The 21477-nt window shown below is 65.4% G+C and carries 17 protein-coding genes; 11 read left to right on the top strand and 6 right to left on the bottom strand.

Annotated elements, in window-relative coordinates; genetic code table 11:
* Window positions 1–794 precede the first annotated feature (794 nt).
* On the top strand, window positions 795–1745 hold the full coding sequence (gene speB / locus K6142_RS06535; RefSeq protein ID WP_190245157.1) for an agmatinase: 951 nt from the start codon (window positions 795–797) through the stop codon (window positions 1743–1745).
* 166 nt (window positions 1746–1911) lie between these two features.
* Window positions 1912–2931 (top strand): ABC transporter substrate-binding protein, encoded by a 1020-nt coding sequence (locus tag K6142_RS06530; RefSeq protein ID WP_223290378.1) that lies wholly within the window; start codon window positions 1912–1914, stop codon window positions 2929–2931.
* A gap of 141 nt (window positions 2932–3072) precedes the next feature.
* On the opposite strand, the gene K6142_RS06525 is transcribed toward K6142_RS06530, so the two are convergent.
* Together K6142_RS06525 and K6142_RS06520 are read right to left on the bottom strand one after the other, a co-directional pair.
* Window positions 3073–4392 carry a sigma-54 interaction domain-containing protein gene (locus K6142_RS06525; RefSeq protein WP_223380776.1) on the bottom strand — a complete coding sequence of 440 codons (1320 nt, stop codon included), beginning with the start codon at window positions 4390–4392 and terminating at the stop codon, window positions 3073–3075.
* Window positions 4393–4856: 464 nt separating this feature from the next.
* Window positions 4857–5141: a peptidylprolyl isomerase gene (locus K6142_RS06520; protein WP_012611461.1), complete on the bottom strand. Its 285-nt coding sequence runs from the start codon at window positions 5139–5141 to the stop codon at window positions 4857–4859.
* A 152-nt stretch (window positions 5142–5293) separates the two neighbouring features.
* On the opposite strand from K6142_RS06520, the gene K6142_RS06515 reads away from it, so the two are divergent.
* The 7 genes from K6142_RS06515 (at window position 5294) to K6142_RS06485 (ending at window position 15513) form a co-directional block, all read left to right on the top strand.
* Window positions 5294–6988 (top strand): 30S ribosomal protein S1, encoded by a 1695-nt coding sequence (locus K6142_RS06515; protein ID WP_190245154.1) that lies wholly within the window; start codon window positions 5294–5296, stop codon window positions 6986–6988.
* Window positions 6989–7273: 285 nt separating this feature from the next.
* A complete protein-coding gene (locus K6142_RS06510) occupies window positions 7274–8719 on the top strand; it encodes a DegQ family serine endoprotease (protein WP_190245153.1) in 1446 nt (481 codons plus the stop codon).
* 268 nt (window positions 8720–8987) lie between these two features.
* Window positions 8988–10439 carry an ATP-dependent protease ATPase subunit HslU gene (gene hslU / locus K6142_RS06505; protein WP_190245152.1) on the top strand — a complete coding sequence of 484 codons (1452 nt, stop codon included), beginning with the start codon at window positions 8988–8990 and terminating at the stop codon, window positions 10437–10439.
* Between the two features lie 229 nt (window positions 10440–10668).
* Entirely contained in the window at window positions 10669–11631 is a 963-nt protein-coding gene (gene argB / locus K6142_RS06500; RefSeq protein WP_012611457.1) for an acetylglutamate kinase, read from the top strand.
* A gap of 459 nt (window positions 11632–12090) precedes the next feature.
* Window positions 12091–12939: a split-Soret cytochrome c gene (locus K6142_RS06495; protein WP_190245151.1), complete on the top strand. Its 849-nt coding sequence runs from the start codon at window positions 12091–12093 to the stop codon at window positions 12937–12939.
* Window positions 12940–13206: 267 nt separating this feature from the next.
* Window positions 13207–13665 carry a cache domain-containing protein gene (locus K6142_RS06490; RefSeq protein WP_190245150.1) on the top strand — a complete coding sequence of 153 codons (459 nt, stop codon included), beginning with the start codon at window positions 13207–13209 and terminating at the stop codon, window positions 13663–13665.
* A gap of 72 nt (window positions 13666–13737) precedes the next feature.
* Window positions 13738–15513, top strand: coding sequence for a methyl-accepting chemotaxis protein (locus tag K6142_RS06485; protein WP_190245149.1), 1776 nt, complete (start codon window positions 13738–13740; stop codon window positions 15511–15513).
* A 24-nt stretch (window positions 15514–15537) separates the two neighbouring features.
* Here K6142_RS06485 and K6142_RS06480 read toward each other — a convergent pair whose 3' ends face one another.
* From K6142_RS06480 to K6142_RS06465, 4 genes are all read right to left on the bottom strand, one after another.
* Window positions 15538–15744, bottom strand: a complete 207-nt coding sequence (locus K6142_RS06480) for a DUF1737 domain-containing protein (protein ID WP_190245148.1) — start codon at window positions 15742–15744, stop codon at window positions 15538–15540.
* A gap of 115 nt (window positions 15745–15859) precedes the next feature.
* The gene (locus tag K6142_RS06475) at window positions 15860–16654 is read right to left on the bottom strand and encodes a substrate-binding periplasmic protein (RefSeq protein ID WP_223290376.1); all 795 of its coding nucleotides are present in this window, start codon (window positions 16652–16654) and stop codon (window positions 15860–15862) included.
* Window positions 16655–16887: 233 nt separating this feature from the next.
* The gene (locus K6142_RS06470) at window positions 16888–18150 is read right to left on the bottom strand and encodes a glycosyltransferase (protein ID WP_190245164.1); all 1263 of its coding nucleotides are present in this window, start codon (window positions 18148–18150) and stop codon (window positions 16888–16890) included.
* Window positions 18151–18333: 183 nt separating this feature from the next.
* A complete protein-coding gene (locus K6142_RS06465; protein ID WP_190245146.1) occupies window positions 18334–19725 on the bottom strand; it encodes a glycosyltransferase family 9 protein in 1392 nt (463 codons plus the stop codon).
* Between the two features lie 151 nt (window positions 19726–19876).
* Between K6142_RS06465 and K6142_RS06460 the strand changes: the two genes are divergently transcribed.
* Both K6142_RS06460 and K6142_RS06455 read left to right on the top strand, forming a co-directional pair.
* A complete protein-coding gene (locus K6142_RS06460) occupies window positions 19877–20563 on the top strand; it encodes a bifunctional precorrin-2 dehydrogenase/sirohydrochlorin ferrochelatase (RefSeq protein ID WP_190245145.1) in 687 nt (228 codons plus the stop codon).
* Window positions 20550–21377, top strand: coding sequence for an inner membrane protein YpjD (locus K6142_RS06455; RefSeq protein ID WP_012611448.1), 828 nt, complete (start codon window positions 20550–20552; stop codon window positions 21375–21377). The genes K6142_RS06460 and K6142_RS06455 overlap by 14 nt, the downstream gene beginning before the upstream one ends.
* Window positions 21378–21477: the final 100 nt, after the last annotated feature.

The following is a 21477-nucleotide window of genomic DNA, read 5'->3' as shown; positions in this document are numbered from 1 at the left end:
GATGACCTCCGGAAATGGGGGGCAAGGTGGGCGGGGCCGGGCGCCGTCACGGAAAGGCGGATGGTCCGGCCGTAACTGCCAGAGTGACCTTGTCGGCCCGTGCAGGCCGGGGAATGAAAAACAGCAAAAGGGCGGCTGGGGCAACACCCGGCACAATAACCGCCCGACCGGGTCGCGGGCATCTGCCACACCACGGAGCGTGACACGCCCGGGCGAGGCTGCCGATGTCTTCCTCTCGCAATAAGGCGGCGGCCGGGTCTCGTCCAGTGGCCGGAAACGAAAAGGCTTTTGCCTTGGGCATCTTCTCGCCTGGGCCGGGCAGTCGCACGATGATCCCCCAAGGCGGGCCACCCGCCATCCACGCACGGACTGGAGAGTAGTGTCACAAGAATGATGGAATTTCCCCGCGTTGTCCATGCTCGGGCAATCCCGAGCACAAAGAACCACCCCGTTGCAGGGCCAACCCGCCGCAAGCCACGGGCGGCCGATGAGGTGTGGTTGCCCGGCGCTCGCGTCCTCTCCCGGCTGTTTCGACAACAACGACGGGGTGTACAGCCTCGTTTCTGAATATACCCATTCAGCTTTGAATAGACACGATGAATCCCGCACCGGCCAGGAATCCTTCTGCACCATGCCTTTGCTTTCAAAAGCATGCCTGCATGCGCGCGGCCCTATTCACACGCGCATAGCACCGCGCAGCCGTTCAAATATAACAAAACAATATCAGCACATTAATCAACGGAACACTTCTTGCCACCTCCCGACCAACCATCCGGCCAGGACAAGGAGAACATATGGGCAAACCGGTCAACTCACTGCACTCTCCCAGATTCTGCGGCGTACGGACCTTTCAGCGCCTCCCACACGCGGAGCACCCGGAAGGCAACGACTTTGCCGTCTACGGAGTCCCCTTCGACACGGCAACCAGCTACAAGCCCGGTTGCCGCTTCGGACCGGCGGCCATCCGCGAGGCATCAAGCATCCTGAAATCCTACAACAGCGTTCTGGACGTTGATATTTTCGAACATCTCGACGGGGTAGACTGCGGCGACATCGACATAGTCCCCGGATACACGGAAGACAGCTTCGAGCGTATCCAGAACGGCCTTGCTCCCTGCATGAATTCCGGGGCCGTTCCCGTCATCATGGGGGGCGACCACTCCATCACCCTGCCGGTGCTCCGCGCCGTGGCCCAAAAACACGGGCCGGTGGCCCTGCTGCACTTCGACGCCCATTCCGATACCGGCAGCGACTACTTCGGCAAGCCCTACAACCACGGCACAACGTTCCATTGGGCCATCGAGGAAGGGCTCGTGTTGCCCCGGCAAAGCACGCAGGTCGGCATCCGGGGCCCCCTCTACTCGCACGACAGCCTTCAGTACGCACATGCAAAGGGCCTTGAGCTGATCAGCGGATGGGAACTGCACGGCATTGGCGTTCAAAAGGCCATCGAACGAATCCGCGAACGCATTGAACCGGGCGTGCCGGTGTACGTGAGCTTCGACATCGACTTTCTGGACGCCGCCTATGCACCAGGCACGGGAACCCCGGAAATCGGCGGTTTCACCTCGCATCAGGCTTTGCAACTCGTGCTGGGAACATGCCCAGGGCTTCACCTTGTCGGCATGGACATGGTGGAAGTGCTGCCCGAATCGGACCATGCATCGATCACGTCCTACGCAGCCGCGGGCATCATGCACGCATTCATTTCCGTGCTTGCCCGGAACAGACGGACAGGAATGTAGCGCTGCAGACCGCGCACCACGGACTGCATCAACGTGAAAGAACGACCGCCTCAAACGATTGCCCAGCAAGCTGGCCGAGGGATATCATCAACCGCTCCAACCGAGGAGACCACGAATGCTGCCGACAACCTGTTTCAGACTGGTCATGCCGATCGCACTACTCCTTATGTCGCTCGCCGCCGGAGCAGTGGCGCAGGCCGCGCCCCAGGTCCTGCACACCACGTGGCAGGCGGAAGAAACCACCTTCAACGCGTGGTATGCCAAGGAAAAAGGCTGGGACAAGGAACTGGGGCTGGAATTCAAGCTCCACATGTTCGATTCCGGCATGGCGCAGGTGGAAGCCCTGCCAGCCAGACAGTGGGTGCTGGGCGCGACGGGCGGGGTTCCCATGATGCTCGCCGCCTTGCGCCATGACGCCTACCTCATCGGCATCGGCGACGACGACTCCCTGGCCAACGCAGTCCTTGTCCGCCCCGACAGCCCCATCCTCAAGACCAAGGGGTTCAACCCCCAATATCCGGAGCTTTACGGCCACCCCGACGACGTCAAGGGCAAGACCATTCTGGTGACCACCATCTCGTCCGGCCATTACGCCATGAGCCTGTGGCTCAGGTCCATGGGCCTCACGGACAAGGACGTGGTGGTCAAGAACATGGACCCGGCGCAAGCCCTGGCTGCTTTCGAGAAGGGCATCGGCGACGCCGTGGTGCTCTGGGCCCCCCTGCTCTACAACGGGCTCAAGAAGGACTGGAAGGTTGCCTCCGACGTGCGCAAGGCAGGCGGATTCGTGCCCATCGTCCTGATCGGGGACAAGAAGTTCTGCGACGAAAACCCGGAAGTGGTGGCCAGGTTCCTCAAGATCATGTTTCGTGGCATTGACATGCTGCGCCAGGAGGGGGTCGGGCTGACTCCGGAATATACCCGTTTCCTGAAGTGGGCGGGGCTGCAAATGGCCGAGGACGAGGCGCGGATGGACCTGCTGATGCACCCCGTGTTCACCCTTGAAGAACAGCTCAGAATGTTCGACGCCTCGAAGGGCGAGAGCCAGGTGCAGGCGTGGCAGAAGGATCTGGTGAAGTTCTTTACCGGGCTTGGAAAGCTGAAGCCCGCCGAGGGTGAGAAGCTGCAACCCGGCCTGTACATCACGGACAAGTTCCTGAAGATGGTCCCGGACATCAAGGACTAGACGAAGAACCAGACGAGAATACGCGGTGCCCGATCCGCCAGGATCGGGCACCGCGCTGCATGGCATCACCCGGCATCGCCCCAATGGGGCGCCGCGAAGCCAACGTCCCTCGCTGGGGGCAGACCGGCAACGCCCGCACCGTCATTTGCCGTGGCAGTACCTGGATATCTTGCGGGCGGCCGAAGGCTGGCTGATGCCAAGGGCTCTGCCGACGGCGACCGTGGTTCCGTGCCTGGCGTAGGCCTCGCGGATGATGCGCGCCTCCATGTCTTCAAGGGCCTGCCGCAGCGACATGCCGTTTTCAGGCAGGGCAACCTGATGGGGCTGCATGTGGCGGGGAAGATCGCCGGGCCCAATGATGCTGCCACGGCTTACCACAACCATCTGCTCAAGAACGTTCCACAATTCCCGAACATTCCCCGGCCACGAATAGCCACGGAACAGACTCTCCATCTCTGAAGCCAGTCGCTTTTTCGTGCCGTACTTGGCGTTCAGGTCATCCAGCACGAACCTGGCAATGGGCAGGATGTCGTCCGGGCGGTCCCTCAGGGGCGGAATGTCCACCGGCAGGACATTCAGGCGAAAAAACAGGTCGCTCCGGAAGCGTTTCTTGGCCACCAGGGCGCGCAGGTCCTGATTGGTGGCGGTGACCAGGCGGAAATCTATGCTTACCGGGCGAGTGCCACCGAGCTTGACGATCCGCTTTTCCTGGATGACCTGCAGCAGCTTTGCCTGCAACTCCAGCGGCAGTTCGCCTATTTCATCAAGAAACAGCGTGCCGCCATGGGCAAGTTCGATGCGCCCCGGCTTGCCCCCGGCGCGGGCACCGGTGAATGCGCCGGTCTCGTAGCCGAAAAGCTCGGACTCCAGCAGCGCGCCCGGTATGCCCGCGCAGTTGATTTCCACCAGCGGCCCCTTCGAACGGTCGCTCAAATGATGCAGCAGCCTGGCAAGAACATTCTTGCCCACGCCGGATTCGCCCGTGATGAGAACGCTGGTGTCCACCCTGGCCAATCTGCCGATCGTTTCGACTATCCCGCGCATCGCATCGCTGACACAGCAGAACCCGGGTATGGCCGGAATTTCCGTCTCCGTCTTTTCGAGCAACGCGTTGATATTCTCGTACTCTGCATGCATTTGCAGAAGATAGCGGGAATCAACGGAATAGCTCACCACAAAGCCGAGTTCCCCGTCATCACGCGGTATGGGAACGCCGGTTACTATATGGTACGCACCATGCCTATTGACTTCCGTGACGGTGACGGGCTGTCCTGTCTTGATGACAAGGGCCGCAACGGAAGGAAAAAATATCCGGTTTGCTTCAAGGTCATAGGTGGTGCGCCCCACGATCTGCTCGCTGGTCACCCCGTACGTGCGCTCGAAGCTGGGGCTTACCCAGAGCATTGCGCCATCGACGCCGACGATGGCGACGTTGTCGTGCAGGGCATCGATGATGGTCAACAGGCTTCCGATGCTGGGCATGGGGGGAAAAGGCGCGCCGGTCGGAGTTTCCATGAAGGTACCCGCGGGGAATGGCTGTGGTTACGCACCTGCTGCAGGAAGGGAACGAACCGGCGAATGCCGGCGGAGAGAGGAACACCGGAAAATCCGTGGTGGGGCACACCGGTGGGGAACACGGACAAAAGCGTTCGCCCGGCTCCACGGTCACGTCATGCCAAGGCCCGACGCGAGCGGCCTTGAAGTCTCGATACCAGGGCCTTCTCGCCATTCCGGCGGCATGCACCCATTGCGGGGTTGCCGTTATCCGGAAACGACGGAAGGCCCTGAATCCCGAACGTGTGCATCCCCTGCCGCCGCCAGCCGAACTTCGCCCGTGCGGGCGACCTGGCGGCCGAAAGGGAAAGCGCGTGCACCGGCTGCGTCATGGCACAGCGGGGCGCAGCACGGTGCACTTGCGCGCGGCGCTAGCTGCCGGAGCGCGCCGTGACTTCAATCAGATGGTGGCCGAACTGGGTGCGCACCGGGCCGAGCACGGTACCCACTTCACCGGTGAACACGACTTCATCGAATTCGGGCACCATGGCGCCGCGGGGGAATTCCCCCAGGTCGCCGCCGCGGCGGCCCGACGGGCACTTGGAGTGGGCGCGCGCCACCTCGGCAAAGTCTTCACCCGCCAGAATGCGGGCCTTCAATTCGTTGCAGGCATCCTCGGTATCGACGAGAATGTGGCGTGCCTTGGCTTTGAGCATGGAACCTCCTTGCGAAAATGGCGATTTCTCTACAGTATCGCATGCCATTGACGGCGACGCAACCACACCGTCGCACTTGCCCTTGCCCTTCGGCGCTGATATTGCGGGTGAACGCCACGCGGCGCATGCCACTTTTCAAGGAGATCGGACTGATGACTGGTGAACGCACCGAAGCCACCGGGCTGCAAGCCCCGGAGGCCACCACCGAAACCGGACAGGCGGAAGCCACCGCCCCCGAAGCCACCACCGCGCCTGCCCCGCAGGACATGGCTGGTGACGACGCATTCGACGAGAACGCCAGCTTCGCGGACCTGCTGGAGGCACATTCCGGCGCGGCTGAAACCGTGCGCACCGGCGAACGGGTGAAGGCCACCGTGGTGGCCATCGGCGAGGACACCGTCTTCGTCGCCACCGGAGCCAAGGTGGACGGTCTTGTGGACCGCAAGGAACTGGAGGACGCCGAAGGCAACCTGCCCGTGGCCGTGGGCGATGTGCTGGAACTGTACGTGGTTTCCGCCAACGCCAATGAAATAAAACTGTCCCGCGCCATGGGCGGCCAGGTGGGCCTGGCCCAGATGGAAGACGCCCTGAACGCGGGCATCCCCATTGAAGGCAAGGTTACCGGCCCCTGCAAGGGCGGCTTCAACGTTGAAGTCCTGAAGCGCCGCGCCTTCTGCCCGGCCAGCCAGATGGACCTGCGCCCCGGTGCCGAGCCCGACTCGTTCACCGGCCAGACCTTCCAGTTCCTGATTACCCGCCTGGAGCAGAACGGCCGCAACATCGTGGTTTCGCGCCGCATGCTGCTGGAGCGCGAGCAGGCCGAGGCGCTGAGCGCCCTCATGGAAAACGTGAAGGAAGGCGACGTGCTGGAAGGCACCGTGGCCCGCCTTGCCCCGTTTGGCGCCTTTGTGGAAATCGCCCCCGGCCTTGAAGGCATGGTGCACGTTTCCGAGCTTTCGTGGTCGCGCGTGCAGCAGGCCGACGAAGCCGTGAGCGTGGGCGACAAGGTGCGCGTGAAGGTGCTGGGCATTGCCGGCGCGGAAGAAGGCAAGGGCGGCAAGGATTCCCGCAAGGGTCCGCGCATCTCCCTGTCCATCCGCCAGGTGTCCGGCGACCCGTGGCAGGACGTGGCCGACCGCCTGGACGCCGACCAGATCCTGACCGGCAAGGTCACCCGCCTCGCACCGTTCGGCGCCTTCATCGAGGTGCTGCCCGGCGTGGAAGGCCTGGTGCACCTTTCCGAAATGTCCTGGACCCGCCGCATCAACAAGCCCGAAGAGGCCGTGACCCCCGGCGAGACCGTGTCCGTCAGGATCAAGGAACTGGACCCCGCCCGCAAGCGGCTGTCCCTGAGCCTGCGCGACGCGGAAGGCGACCCGTGGTCCACGGTGGAAGAACGCTTCCCCGCCGGTTCCACCGTCACCGGCACCGTGGAAAAGCGCGCGCCCTTCGGCCTGTTCGTGAACCTGGCCCCCGGCGTCACCGGGCTTCTGCCCAACGCCGTGGCCGCCACCTCGCCCCAGTCCAAGACCTACGCCGGGCTGAACCCCGGCGCGGAAGTCTCGCTGGTGGTGCGCGACCTGGACGTGAAGGCCCGCCGCATCTCGCTGGCCCCGGCTGACGCCACCGGCGAGGACGACGACGAATGGCGCAAGCTTGCCCAGCCCCAGAAGCGCGAGCCGCGCGAAGGGCGCGGAGGCAGCCGTGACGGAGCCCGCTCCGGTGGCCGCGATGGCGGCCGCGGTTCGCGCTCCTCTGCCCCGGCCACCGTGGTGTCCGGCGATGCCAGCGGCTTCGGCAGCCTTGGCAGCGCCCTTCAGGCCGCCCTGGACAAGCGCAAGAAGTAGCCGTACGACAATGACCGATGAAACGGGGGGGGGCGCGTACGCGTTCCCCCGTTTTTTTCACGCCCTTGTCCTGACGCACGTTGGGCCTCGCTTTGGGCCCCACCGTGGGCCGCCCCCAGTGCTGCCCCCAGTGCTGCCCCTGTCCTCCACGGACAAAAAATGGCGTCACGGTGTTTACATCGTACCGGTATGCCCTATTATCTCACGCAGTCGGCCCCGCCAAATCGGGGGCCGTTGCCGCGGGCACGTCGCCGCCTGCAAACTCCCCCTGCCAAGGAGCCCTACATGGCACGCTCACTTTCCCGTACCCTCGCCGCCGCGCTGGCGCTGTGCCTTGTGCTTGCAGCAGCCGCGCAGGCCGCGCCCATGCTGCCCGACTTTCGCGAACTGGCGAAGCAGTCGGGCAATGCCGTGGTCAACATCAGCACCGAAAAAACAGTGCAGGCCGCGGAAAATCCGTTCAACGAACTGTTCCGCAACATGCCGCCCGGCACCCCCTTCGACAAATTCTTCGACCAGTTCGAGAAATTCCATGGCCGCCAGCAGCGCCCGCAGAAGCAGCGTTCGCTGGGTTCCGGCTTCATCATTTCCACGGACGGCTACATCGTCACCAACAACCACGTGGTGGCCGAGGCCGACGTGATCCGCGTGAACCTGCAAGGTGCCAGCGGCAAGTCCAACTCGTACGTGGCCAACGTCATCGGCACCGACGAGGAGACCGACCTCGCCCTGTTGAAGATCAACGCGGGCAACTCGTTGCCGGTGCTGCCCTTTGGCGATTCCGACAAGCTTGAAGTGGGCGAATGGTTGCTGGCCATCGGCAACCCCTTCGGCCTCGACCACTCGGTGACCGCGGGCATCCTGAGCGCCAAGGGGCGCGACATCCGCTCCGGCCCGTTCGACAACTTCCTGCAGACCGACGCCTCCATCAACCCCGGCAACAGCGGCGGCCCGCTGTTGAACATGAATGGCCAGGTCATCGGCATCAACACCGCCATCATCGCCTCCGGCCAGGGCATCGGCTTTGCCATCCCCAGCAGCATGGCCGAGCGGGTCATCGCCCAGCTGCGCGCCGAGGGCAAGGTGCGGCGCGGCTGGATCGGGGTGACCATCCAGGACGTGGACGAGGCTACCGCACGTGCCCTGGGCCTTGGCGAACCGCGCGGCGCGCTGGTGGGCTCGGTGATGCCCGGCGAACCCGCCGACAAGGCGGGGCTGAAGCCCGGCGACATCGTGCTGAAGGTTGAAGGCGACGACGTGTCCGATTCCAGCCAGCTGCTGCGCCGCATCGCCGCGCTGAAGCCCGGCGACTCCACCAAGCTGACCCTGTGGCGCAACGGCCAGACCAAGACCGTCAACCTTACCCTTGGCGAACGCACGGCGGAACACCTGACCGCCCAGCGCGGCGATGCCGCCCCGGAAAAGAGCGGCAAGGAACAGGCATCCGCCGGGCTTGGCATGAGCGTGCGCCCCGTCAGCGCGGAAGACGCCCGCAACCTGAAGCTGGAAGAGGCGCGCGGCCTGCTGGTGGTTTCCGTCGAGGGCGGCAAGCCCGCTGCCGAGGCGGACATCCGCGCCGGTGACATCATCCTGCTGGCCAACCTGAAGCCGGTGAACACAGCTGCCGACCTCACCAAGGTCATCGAGCAGGACGGCAAGAAGCGCGGCGCGGTGATGCTGCAACTGATGCGCCGCGGCCAGACCTTCTTCCGCACCGTGCCCCTGGAATAGCGCGCACGCGCACTTGATCGCAAAAACGGGGAGGAGGCACGCGCGTGCCCCCTCCCCGTTCGTTTCCGGCCTGCCCGTGCCCGTTCGCGCCCGCGAGCCTCAGGCCGCGCGCATCACGGCAAGGCCGTGCCCCCAACGCCTTGCCGCAGCGGGCGTTGGCTTTCGCCGCCCGCGCTGGTATCGTGCCCCGCACGGCGCCGTCCGCCGCCTGCCGCGTTGTCGGCGGGCCACCGGCAGAACGAACAACCCGCCTTCGCGCATACCGAACATGAGCAACCTCACCCCCCGTGAAATCGTTTCGGAACTGGACAAGTACATCGTGGGCCAGAACGCCGCCAAGCGCATGGTGGCCGTGGCCATGCGCAACCGCTGGCGCCGCCAGCAGCTGGACCCGGCCCTGCGCGACGAGATAGCCCCCAAGAACATCATCATGATGGGCCCCACCGGCGTCGGCAAGACCGAGATAGCCCGGCGGCTGGCCAAGCTTTCCGCGTCACCGTTCATCAAGGTGGAGGCCACCAAGTTCACCGAGGTGGGCTACGTGGGCCGCGACGTGGAATCCATGGTGCGCGACCTGATGGAAATCGGCATCGCCCTGGTGCGGGCCGAGGAAAACGAGAAGGTGCGCGTGAAGGCCGAGGCCCGCGCAGAGGAACGCCTGCTGGACCTGCTGCTGCCCGGCGGCGCGCCCCAGCCTGCCCCGGCACAAGGCATGGGCGGCCTGACCTTCGACCTTTCCGCCAGCCATTCTGGCGGACAGGCCATTCCCCAGCCCCCGGCGCAGGCCGATGCGTCCCACGCGTCCCCGCCCACGGGCACCGGCTCCGTGCCGGACAGCCGCTCCTCCACCCGCGAAAAGCTGCGCACCCTGTGGCACGGCGGCAAGCTGGACGACCGCGAGGTGGACATGGAGGTGGAGGAATCCGGCGGGCCGCAGGTGGGCGTACTGTCCATGCCGGGGCTGGAGGACGTGGGCTCGCAGGTGCGCGACATGTTCAGCAAGGTCTTTCCCTCGCGCCGCAAGCGCCGCCGCATGAAGGTGCGCGATGCCTTCAACCTGCTGACGCAGGAAGAGGCCGACCGGCTCATCGACCACGACCGCGTGTCCGACCTGGCCCGCGAACGCGTGGAGCAGACCGGCATCATCTTCATCGACGAAATCGACAAGATCGCCAGCGGCAGTACCCAGAAAAGCTCCGACGTCTCGCGCGAAGGGGTGCAGCGCGACCTGCTGCCCATCGTGGAAGGCAGCGTGGTCAACACCAAGTACGGCATGGTGCGCACCGACCACATCCTGTTCATCGCCGCCGGGGCGTTCCATTTCAGCAAGCCCTCGGACCTGATTCCGGAATTGCAGGGGCGCTTTCCCCTGCGGGCGGAGTTGTCCGCGCTCGGAAAGGACGACTTCCTGCGCATCCTCACCGAGCCGCACAATGCGCTTACCCGGCAGTACACCGCGCTGCTGCAAACGGAAGGCGTGCACATCGAATTCACCGGCGACGCCTTGCGCGAAATCGCCGCCTTTGCCGAAGAAACCAACGCCCAGACCGAAAACATCGGGGCGCGGCGGCTGTACACCATCCTGGAAAAAATCCTGGCCGACCTTTCGTTCGAGGCACCCGACCGCTCCGGCGACCGGGTGACCGTGGACAGCGACTACGTGCGCGAGCACCTGGCCGACGTGCGCGCCAACAAGGATCTCAGCCGCTACATCCTGTAGGGCCTGCTCCCAACCTGTCTTTTCGCCCGTTGGCGTCCGCCCCGTAGGGCGCGAAGCATGGTTGCGGCATCATCCGTAAAATTCGCTTCGCTCACGCAACGACCGAGGCCTCCCTCATGGCAGACGTGTTCTCCTTGCCAACGGACGAAAATCCTGCTTTTGGAAACAGGCCCTGTTGCAAGAACCCCAGCCGCTACCTCGCCGTAGCGCACCGCCCGAAGAGAGTGCCATGAGCCAGACCGAACAGGCCGCGTCCTGCTGCGCAGACCCCGCCGCCTACGCCAAGCTCCAGTCCAAGGTGCTCATCGAGTGCCTGCCCTACATGCGCCAGTTCCACGGGCAGACCGTGGTCATCAAGTACGGCGGCCACGCCATGAAGGACGAGGCGCTGAAAAAGGCCTTCGCCCTCAACATCGCCCTGCTGAAGCAGGTGGGCATCAACCCGGTGGTGGTGCACGGCGGCGGCCCGCAGATTGGCCGCATGCTGGAACAGTTGCACATCCAGTCGCAGTTCCGCGAGGGGCTGCGCGTCACCGACGACGCCACCATGGACGTGGTGGAAATGGTGCTGGTGGGCAAGGTCAACAAGGAAATCGTGAACCTGCTGAACCTCAGCGGGGTGAAGGCCGTGGGCCTTTCCGGCAAGGACGGCCAGCTCATCCGCGCCCGCAAGATGGAGATGATCGTCAACGGCGGCAATCATGCACCGGAAATCATCGACCTTGGCAAGGTGGGCGAGGTTATGCGGGTGGAAACCACCCTGCTCCGTTCGCTGGAGCGCGACAACTTCGTGCCGGTCATCGCGCCCGTGGGCGTGGACGAAAACGGCGAGACGTACAACATCAACGCCGACGCCGTGGCCGGGGCCGTGGCGGCGGCGCTGCGCGCCAAACGCCTGCTGCTGCTTACCGACGTGGCGGGCATCCTGGACAAGCAGAAGGAACTGATCCGCTCGCTGACCACCCGCGAGGCCGTGGAACTGTTTACCGACGGCACCCTGACCGGCGGCATGATCCCCAAGGTGAAATGCTGCCTGGAGGCGCTGGAGGAAGGCGTGGAAAAGGCCATGATCGTGGATGGCCGAGTGGAGAACTGCATCCTGCTGGAACTGTTCACCGACAAGGGCATCAGCACCGAAATCGTGGGCGAGCGCGGCATGCGCGCCGCCGTCAGCTGCGGCTGCCGCCGGTAGGGCTGCTTCTGAAGTGCCAGCCGGTGGGCAGGCCCGCGACGCATCCCCGCGCCATCCAACCGCCCCCAAGCGCCACCTGTACTTGCCACCCCCAAGAGGCCGGAAGGATTACCTTCCGGCCTTTTTTCCGCCCTTTCATCACCACTCCCCATTCAGCCAGCCCACCCACGGCATCTCGGTTCCCTGTGCCGCTGCCATTCCGAGGGCACTCCCACCGTTGCTCCCCCGCCTTCCCCTGCCAGCCCTTTCCCCCAGTTGCCCCTGCAATGTCCGGTTGGCGGCACGATATGCGCGGTTGGCAGCCTGAAAGTTCTGTTTGCACCCATCACCGCCCCTGGCTTCATGCAACACGCCGTCGTTTCACATTGTTCACAAAAAGAACAAGCATGGAACGCCTCTTGCTGATGCACGACCAACATTGAGCGCGAGTGATCGCTCCTATCTCACCGGAGGAACAGCATGGAACGGATGAACAGAAGAACGATGCTGAAGGCCATGGGGATGCTGGGGTGCGCCACGGGATGCCTTGCCGGTGACCTGCTGCCGGGCGCGGGGTCCGTCCTTGCGCCGCAACCGGCCATGGCCGCCACCAGCGGACGCTTTGCCCAGAAGGATGCCCCCTTCTCGTGGAAGCCCCACGTGCTGGATGCCACAGTCTGCGCGCCCGTGGCCTATGACGGCTACTGGCACCAGGGCTACGGCTGCGGCTACGGGGTGTTCTACGCCATCGTAGGCATGATGGGCGAACAGCACGGCGCGCCGTACAACCAGTTTCCCTTCACTATGCTGGAGGTGGGCAAGAGCGGCATTTCCGACTGGGGCACCATCTGCGGTGCCCTGCTGGGTGCGGCCAGCGCCTTTGCGCTGTTCTGGGGCCGCAAGGAACGCGACCCCATGGTGGCGGAACTGTTCCGTTGGTACGAACAGACCGCCTTCCCCATGCATGATCCGGGCGCGGCCTTCAAGGGCGTGGCCGGCGCGCTGCCCACCAGCGTCAGCCATTCGCCGTTGTGCCATGTGTCCGTGGGCCGGTGGTGCCAGGCATCCGGCTTTGCGGAAAAGAGCACGGAACGCGGCGAGCGATGCGCGCGCATCACCGCCGACGTGGCCGCGAAGGCCATCGCCATCATGAACGCCAAACAGGCAGGGGCCTTTGCCGTGGCCCACGGCGACCCGGCTTCGGTCACCTACTGCGGCCAATGCCACAACCCCGGCAAGCAGTCGCCCCTGCTGAAGGGCAAGATGGACTGTACCCCCTGCCATTCCGGCAACCCGCATACGGCGGACAAGTTCAAGAACCATCCCTGACGTCCGCATCATCCTGTGACGCCGGGTGACGCAATACCCAACACGGCGAAGACAACCGGCCAGGCGGACCGAGCTGCTCTGGCCGGTTTTGCGTGGCCGCTTCTGTCCATGCCGCCTGCCCCGCCGGGTCACCGCTGTCGTCCCCGGCCTCTCCCGCCCCTGCCCGAGCCCCGGCGCCAAGTAATCATGCCCCGCCCGTATCCGCCAAGCTATCATGGCTTCCGCCCATATCCATCAAACGCGGCATCGTCCGCCAAAGGAGCCATCATGAGATACGCACTGCGCGCGGCATTTGCCCTGTTGCTCGTGGCAACCCTGTGCACGCTGGCGAGCGCCCAGACCAAGGGCAGCAAGGATGAAGCCGTCGCCATGGTCAAAAAGGCCGTGGCCTATCTCAAGGCCAACGGGCGCGACAAGGCCCTGGCGGAAATCAGCAACCCGCAGGGCATGTTTGTCGATCGCGACCTGTATGTGGTTGTCTACGACATGCAGGGCACCTGCCTTGCCCACGGGGCCAACGCCAAACAGGTCGGCAAGAACCTGATGGAACTGCGCGACCCCGACGGCAAGTACTTCGTCAAGGAGCGCGTGGAACTGGGAAAAACCAAGGCCTCGTTCTGGCAGGACTACAAGTTCTCCAACCCCCAGACCAAACTCATCGAGCCCAAATCCATGTACATGGAACGCGTGGACGACCTGCTGGTGGGATGCGGGGCGTACCAGTAAACCCGGACCCCGCGTCCGCACGACCTTCGACGTCCGCTCGCCGCGGGCATCGTCTTTCCTCAGGGGGGAGGCATGGGCATCTCGCGCATCGGCACCAAGATCGCAGGGGCCTTTATGATCGTCGCCGCCATAACGCTCGGGGTGGGCGTCATCGGGTACCTTGGCATCAACAGCGCCAGTCATTCGCTTGAAAGCATAGTGGCACGCCGCATGCCCGGCTTTCCGCACCTTCTGCGCATCGCGGAGGAAATCCGCGAAGTCGTCATCGCCCAGCGCAGTCTGCTGGTGCCCGGCATTTCGCCGGATTTCTCGCGGCAGCAATACGCGGCCATGGAACAGTCGCGCGCGGCCATAGCCGTGGCCATGGAAAAGTACACGGCGCTGCCCCGCTCGGAGAGCGAAAACGCCCTGTTCACGGAATTCCGCAAGCAGCTCGACGCGGGCCGCAAGGGCAACGACGCCCTGCTCGACCTCATCCGCGAATGGGAAAAAGACAAGAGCGACATCCTGACCCTGATGGAGATACTGGCGCGCACCACGGATTTGCGCAAAGTGCACGACGCCACGTTCGCCGCGCTGGACGACCTGACGGAACAGGGACTCAAGGAATCCGCCACACTCTACCAGCAGGAGATGCAGAGCGCCGCGCGCCACAAGTTCGCCATCATGGCGGGCATGCTGGGCGGCCCTGCCCTGGCCATGCTGCTTGGCGTGGGCATAACGCTCATGCTCACGCGGCCGCTACGCCGGGCCGTGGACTACGCCAAGGCGGTGAGTGAAGGCAGCCTGGACCGAGAACTGGACGTGCGCGGCGCTGACGAAGTGGGCATGCTTGCCGAAGCCTTGCGCCGCATGGTCGTCAGTCTCAAGGGGCTGATTTCCGGCGCCGAGGAAAAGCAGCGCCTGGCTACGGAAGAGGCCCATCGGGCCCGGCTGGCCACGGAAGAGGCGGAACATGTCCGCCGTGAAGCGGAGGTTGCCACCCGCAAGGGCATGATGCTGGCGGCATCCCGCATCGAAACCGTGGTGGCCAACGTATCCAGGGCGTCGGAAGAGCTGACGCGCCGCATCGACCACACCTCCAGCGGCACCTCATCGCAACTGGATAGCGTGGCACGCACGGCAACGGCCATCAACGAAATGAGCGAGACCATAGCGGATGTCGCCCGTAGCGCAACCAACGCCTCCCACACCGCCAACAACGCGCGTGCAAAGGCATTGGAGGGCGCCACCGTGGTCGGTGACGTGGTGCGCGGCATCGGCCTTGCGCAGGACCAGGCGCTTAGCCTGAAGACGGACATGGCGGTGCTGGGGGAGCAGGCGGAAGGCATCGGCCAGATCATGAACGTCATTTCGGACATCGCCGACCAGACCAACCTGCTGGCGCTCAACGCCGCCATCGAGGCGGCCCGCGCGGGCGATGCCGGGCGCGGATTCGCCGTGGTGGCGGACGAGGTGCGCAAGCTGGCGGAAAAGACCATGGCCGCCACCCGGCAGGTGGGCGAGGCCATCGGCAGCATTCAGGAAGGGACGCGCAAGAACGTGCAGAACGTGGACAACGCGGTGGGCGCCATCAACGATTCGACGCAGGCCGCGCAACGATCAGGCGAGACGCTGCGCGAAATCGTGGGACTCATCGAGGAAACGGCGGCGCAGGTGAACAGCATAGCGGCAGCCGTGGAGCGCGAAACGGCGGAAAACGACGAGATAGACCACGCCATCAAGGAAGTGGACCGCATTTCGTCCTCCATGGCCGAGGCCATGGTGCACGCGGCGCATGCCATCGGCGACCTGGCCGACCAGGCCCACGAACTGCAACGTCTGGTCGGCGAGATGCAGGAAGGGTGACGCTGGCGAACTCCGGCTGTTGCGCTACTGGGCGGAAAGGTCCATGCCCGGCACGTAGTCCTTGCCTTCCACGTCCTTGACGATGGCCTGCCCGGCGATCACCTGCTTGCGCTCGGCGTCGTAGGTCAGCGTGGGGCCGCCGTGCAGTTCCCAGCCCTTGTTCAGGGCCTCGGTGACACGGTGGCAGAAGGCGGAATCGTCGGGGCCGGTCAGGTAGCGGTAGACTTTCATGGCGGATTCCCTGGGGCGGTTGGTGCACGGATCGGGTAAAACACCGGAATGGAAAAATCGGATGAAACCGGGGTGAACCGGAGAGCTCAGGACGGACAGGCGGGCCCGGCCTGCGTCAGCGGGCCAGGTGCGCGGCCAGTTTCTGCGGACCGTATTCCGCGAACAGGGCACGCAGGGTGCCGTTGGTGCGCATGCGAGCCAGCGAGGCGTTGATCCTGGGCAGAAACTCGCGCAGCGAGGCATGTAGCATCACCGTGATGGGTGCGGGATCGGCAAACACGTAGGCCACGCGAAAATCGGTCTCGGCCCATCCGGCCTTGTGCATCCAGTAGGCGGCCTCGTAGTCATCCACGATCATGGCATCAATACGCCCGGCCCGCAGCTTTTGCAGGTTCTGGGGCACGGTGTAGGCATCCTCGCGGCGCAGCATGCCCGTTTCGAAGGCCTCGTCGAATCCGTCGTGATAGACGTACCCGCCGATGGTGCCCATGCGCATTCCCGCGAAATCGCGCACGGTACGGTACACCCCCTTGGTCCCGGCGGGAACCAGCACCATTTCGGTGGCCATCATGAACGGCTCGGAATGCACGGCCACGTCGGACAGCACGCCCTCCCACATGGGTGAAACGCACGGCACCACGTTGATCTCGCCCCGGCGGAAGGCCATCTGGCGGCGCGGCTTGGGCATGAAGCCGAACTCCACCTCCAGCCCCATGTCCTCTGCCACCTGGCGCAGCACCATGGGGCAGATGCCGTCGGCGGAGCCGTCCGCCCCCGGCATGATGCGCGGCGCCCACTCGTCGGACACGGCCACCAGCGTTTGCGACGACGGACCATCAGCCAGCGCCGGGCGGACCGAATACGCCAGCAGCACCGCGCACGCCACCGCCGCGCATGCCGCGCACAACACGTAAAGGTCATGCCGGGCGCGCCGATAACGCGGAATACGGTGGGTTGTGCGGACGCTCATACCTCGGCGCATAGTCCATCCTGTAGACGTTGCCAAGTGCACATCACACGCATGCACGTGTCTGTTCCGGGTGCGGGAAGCACGCACACGGAAAGCGAACATGTGGAGAACCCGGCAGCAGGGCAGCCCTACCCGGCCAGGAGGTTTCCCCGGCCAAGAAGCTCCGGTATTCTTCAGGCGTACTGCCTGCGCCACTCGTCCAGGAACAGCAATGACGTTTCCAGCGGGGTCAACTGGCCGCTGTGCTGGCGCAGGGCAGTGACCACGTCGGCAAAGGCGGCGTCGGCGGGCAGGCCCAACCGGTCCAGCAGCGCGGCAAGCTCGCGCCGCATGTCCTCGGGAAGGTCGGCGGGCAGGCCCGCATCGGCGGCACGCGGGGCGGGCCAGCCGGGGCGGCGCTGGGCGATGAACTCCAGCAGCGTGCGCATGCGGTGCTGGTAGGTATGTTCCGCAAGCACCCGGGCACGGGCACGGGCCGCCATGGCCTGCCGCTCCTCCGGGTGGGCCAGATAATGGGCGATGGCCGCCGTCAGCCCGTCCATGGAGTCGAAGGTGGCCAGTTCATCCTCGGCGAACAGTTCATCCATCAGGGTGCGCCGGTCCACCAGCTGAAAGGCCCCGATGCTGGCCAGCTCGAAGGTGCGCGGGTTCACGAAGTCGCCGCCGGTAACCAGGGTGCGCGACTGGATGCTGGAGTGCAGGTTCAGGTTGATGCGGCTGGCGTTGTAGATCTTCACCGAATCCTCGGCGGACACCCGCGCCCCCCCCTGTTGCACGTGCCGCGCCAGCAGGGGCTCCCCGTCCCATTCCGTGCCCCATATCCTGAAGTCCAGATGCACCAGCTGGCGGAAAGCCACGCGCCGGTTGGGATAGCCCGCGCCCAGAAAGGCCACGTCGGCCCCGTAGCGGCGCTGGTCCACCGGCGAAAGTTCAAGTGGTTTGTGAAAGGACGGCAACGCGGCCATGGGCAGGTACAGCGCGTCGCGCACGCCCATGGCGGCCAGTTCGTCCAGCAGGGGCGCACGCTGGATCACCGCGAACACGTCGTAGAACGGCGCAAAGGCCCGCCAGTAGGTGAACACCTTGTGGTCTTCCACGAACCACATGGCCGTGGCCACGTTGTCGCGCCGCAACCGCTTGAGGGCCTGATGGTTCAGCGGGGCCTGCGCCAGGCACAGCACCAGGTCCGGCCCGAAGGTTTCCACCTTGGCCAGCACCGCCTGCGACACCACCTGAAGGAACGAGTTTTCCAGAAACTCCAGCCGGTCCGCCGTGACCTTCAGGTCCTTCAGCGCCGTGAACGCTCCCAGGAACGACGGCGCCTCGAAGGTTTCCACCACGTGGCCCAGGTCGCGCAGGGCGTCCACGCAATACCGCCCGATGGGCAGGGAACCGCCGTACATGGGCAGCACCACCAGCACGCGCAGGCGGGGCATGTCGTTGGCGGACGCGCCGGACGCGGAGGATTCGGGGAACGGAGGAGTGTCGAAAGGCTGGGTCATGCGCGAACCTCGTGCCGGAACCCCGGCGGAGCGTGAAAACGGAAACGTCGGGACGCAGGGCAGGTTTTGCCCCGCAAACCTTAAAGTTGAACTTCAACCTTCAGTCGGTGCAATCCTTCATGCCCCGCGCTGCGGTTGGTCCGCAAACGGGTCGAACGCGGCAAAGGCCGCTCCTTCCGGGCCGGGCAGCATCCAGTCCGCCTCGTGGTACAGCAGGCGGGCCAGGTCGTGGTCCGTCAGTTCCTCGCCCGTGAACAGGCCCAGGTATTCGCCCACCAGCGCCCGCAGTTCCACCCGGCGCGGCGCGGACGGGTCTTCGCCGAACACGGTGAGCCAGGTGGACCCCACGTCGTCGAGGGTGGAGACCATGCCCAGCATGCCGGGCGGGTTGCGGTCGCCGGGGCGTCCGGAGAGAAAGGACAGGAACTCGCGCGAGCGGAAGGCATCCAGGCATTGCACCCCGATGGGGCATGGCCGCGCCTCCAGGCAGGGCAGGCAGTCCAAGGTGGCTTGCCACACCCGGTGGCCGGGGCCGTAGGGGCCTGTTTCGTGGCACCACGCCGAGGACAGGAAGAAGCCCTGCACCGGCACGCCAAGATGCGCGGCAAGGTGCATGGTGCCGGTATCGGGGGTGAGCAGCGTGTCCAGCCCCGCAAGCGCGTCGGCCAGGTCCGCCCAGCCGGTGCGGCCCACGAGATCGTCGTGGTTCCCCGCCACGGACGCGGGCAGATGGTCCAGCACCTTGCGCAGCAAAGGACGCTCGGCCCTGGTGCCGAAAAAGGTCACGCGCGGGCCGCCCAGCCCCTCGTACACGGCGCGCAGGCAGGCGGCCAGCGCATCGGGCGGCAGCGAACGGCGCGACATGCGCCCGGCCAGCACCACGCCGATGCCCCGCCCGCCCCGCAGGGCGATGGGGTTTACCCGCGCCGGGGCAATGGGCCGGGGGGCCAGCGCCGCCCAGAAGTCCACGAGGTTCACCGGGGACAGGCGGCGGTGCGCCACCCAGCGAAAGGCCATGCGCATCCAGCGGTCGCGCAGGGGCTGGCCGTTCAGGTTGCGGTAGCCGCGCACCGCATCGGGCGGAAACAGCGCGGCGAGGGCCATGTTCAGCCCGGAATTGTTCAAGTTATAGACGGTATCGAAGCGTTCCGCCGCCAGGGCGGCGAAGGCGCGGGCGTTGTGCGCCAGCACGTCCGCCTGCGGTACACCGCCGTGGGCGCGCACGCCGTGCACGGTGACGCCGGGGTAGACCAGCCGGGCCAGTTCGACCAGCGAGGCGTCGACCGCAAGATGCACCTCGGGCAGATGCACCTCTGAGGAAAGCACCCCTGACGGATGTACTTCGGGGGCGGGGGCAACCGCATGCCCCGGTCCCTGCCCCGGTCCCTGCCCCGCGCCGTGCGTGCCGCCACCGTCAGCCCCCTCCTCGTTCAGCAACGACAGTATCAGACGCTTGGTCTGCACGAGATCGCCGAAGCGGGCCAGCTGGATGACGAGGTGTTTGGCCATGCGGGTGCCTGCCGGGTAATGGGATGCGCAAGGTGTTGGCGTCGTTGCGGGAATTGTCCGCATCTACCGTTGTCGGCAGACTAGCCCAAGTGGGGCGCGGCGGCAAGGCGGACCGGTTTTACTTTGCCCGCCCCTCGTGTATACGACCCCAATGCGTTATTATCCCCTGCTTCTCGACCTGCACGGACGCGCCTGCCTGGTGGTGGGCGCGGGGGGCGTGGGGCGCCGCAAGCTGGCGTCGCTGCTGGATTGCGGCCCGGCCCGCGTGCTGGTGCTGGACGCCAATCCGCAGGCTCCGGACGACCCGGAACTGGCCCCCCTGCTGGCCCACCCCGCCGTGCGCTTCGAGGCGCGGCCCTTCGCCCCCGCCGACGTGGACGGCTGCACGCTGGTCTTCGCGGCCACGGGCAACCGCGCCGTCAACGCCGCCGTGGCCGATGCCTGCCGCCAGCGCAACGTGCCCTGCAACGTGGCCGACGCCCCGGACACGGGGGCGTTCATCGTGCCCGCCCACTTCGCCTGCGGCGACCTGACGGTGGCCCTTTCCACCGGGGGGCACAGCCCGGCCCTGGCCCGGCGCATCCGCATGGACCTGCAACAGTGGTTCGGCGCGAGGTACGACGCCATTACCGTGCTGCTGGGCCGCCTGCGCCCGCTCGTCCTTGCGCTTGGGCAAGAGACAGGGCAGAATACGGCGCTGTTCCGCGCCATCGTGGAATCACCGATCATCGACGCACTGGCCGCGCGCGACCGCGCCGGGGCCGAACGCATCCTGACCGAACTGCTGCCCGCGGAACTGCATCCGCGCATCGTGGAGTTGCTGCATGAGCTCGCTTGAGCTGCTTTCCATCGCCATCATCATGCTCTACGTGCTTGGCACGGTATGCATCGCCGTGGGCCTGCTGGCCCGGCGCGACAGGCTGAAGCGCCTTTCGCAATGGCTGACGCTGGCGGGTTTTGCCCTGCATACCATCATGCTGGGGGTGTCCATGCAGGGGCAGACCTGGCAGATTCTGGAAAAGGCCTACTACTTCCGCATGCTCTCGTGGAGCCTGCTGCTGATCTATTTCTTTGTCTGGTGGCGCCTGCGGCTGGAATTCCTGGGGCTTACCGCCTCGCCTGTGGCGCTGGTGTTCTACGTCTCGTCGTTCATGCTGGCCGACGTGCAAAGCAAGCTGCCGCCCGCCATGTCCGGCCTGTTCTTCGGGCTGCACATCGGCACGCTGTTCCTCAGCTTCAGCCTGATGACCATGGCCTGCGGGGCCGGGTTGCTGTTCCTGTACATGGACCGCAAGCTGAAGCACAAGACGCGCCTTTCCGGCTTCGACCGCGACCTGCCCGCGCTTTCCGCCTTTGACAAGGTGAACCACCTCGCGGTGATGGCGGGTTTTCCGCTGTTCACGCTGGGCATGGTTTCCGGGTTCGTGTGGGCGCGCATAGCCTGGGGCAAGATGCTGTCGTGGGACCCCAAGGAAGTCGTTTCGCTGGTGGTGTGGTGCATGTTCGCCCTGCTCTTCCACCAGCGGCTGGCGCTGGGCTGGCGGGGCCGCAAGACCGCCGTCATGGCCATCTGGATTTTCGCGGTATGCGTGTTCTCGCTGCTGGGGGTCAACTTCCTGATGACCACGCACCACAGCTTCAACCCGCAGTAACCGCCGCACCCCGCAGGAACCATGACCCGCAACCCGGAGCAGGCGCCGCCCGTCGCGCACCCAGCGGACCACAAGACGCACCCCGCGAAGCACAGAGTTC

Source organism: Nitratidesulfovibrio sp. SRB-5, assembly GCF_019931275.1.
In the GTDB taxonomy this organism is placed as follows: Bacteria; Desulfobacterota; Desulfovibrionia; order Desulfovibrionales; family Desulfovibrionaceae; genus Cupidesulfovibrio.
The sequence above is the reverse complement of the archived record's forward strand: the minus strand, read 5'-3'. Positions and strand labels throughout refer to the sequence as shown.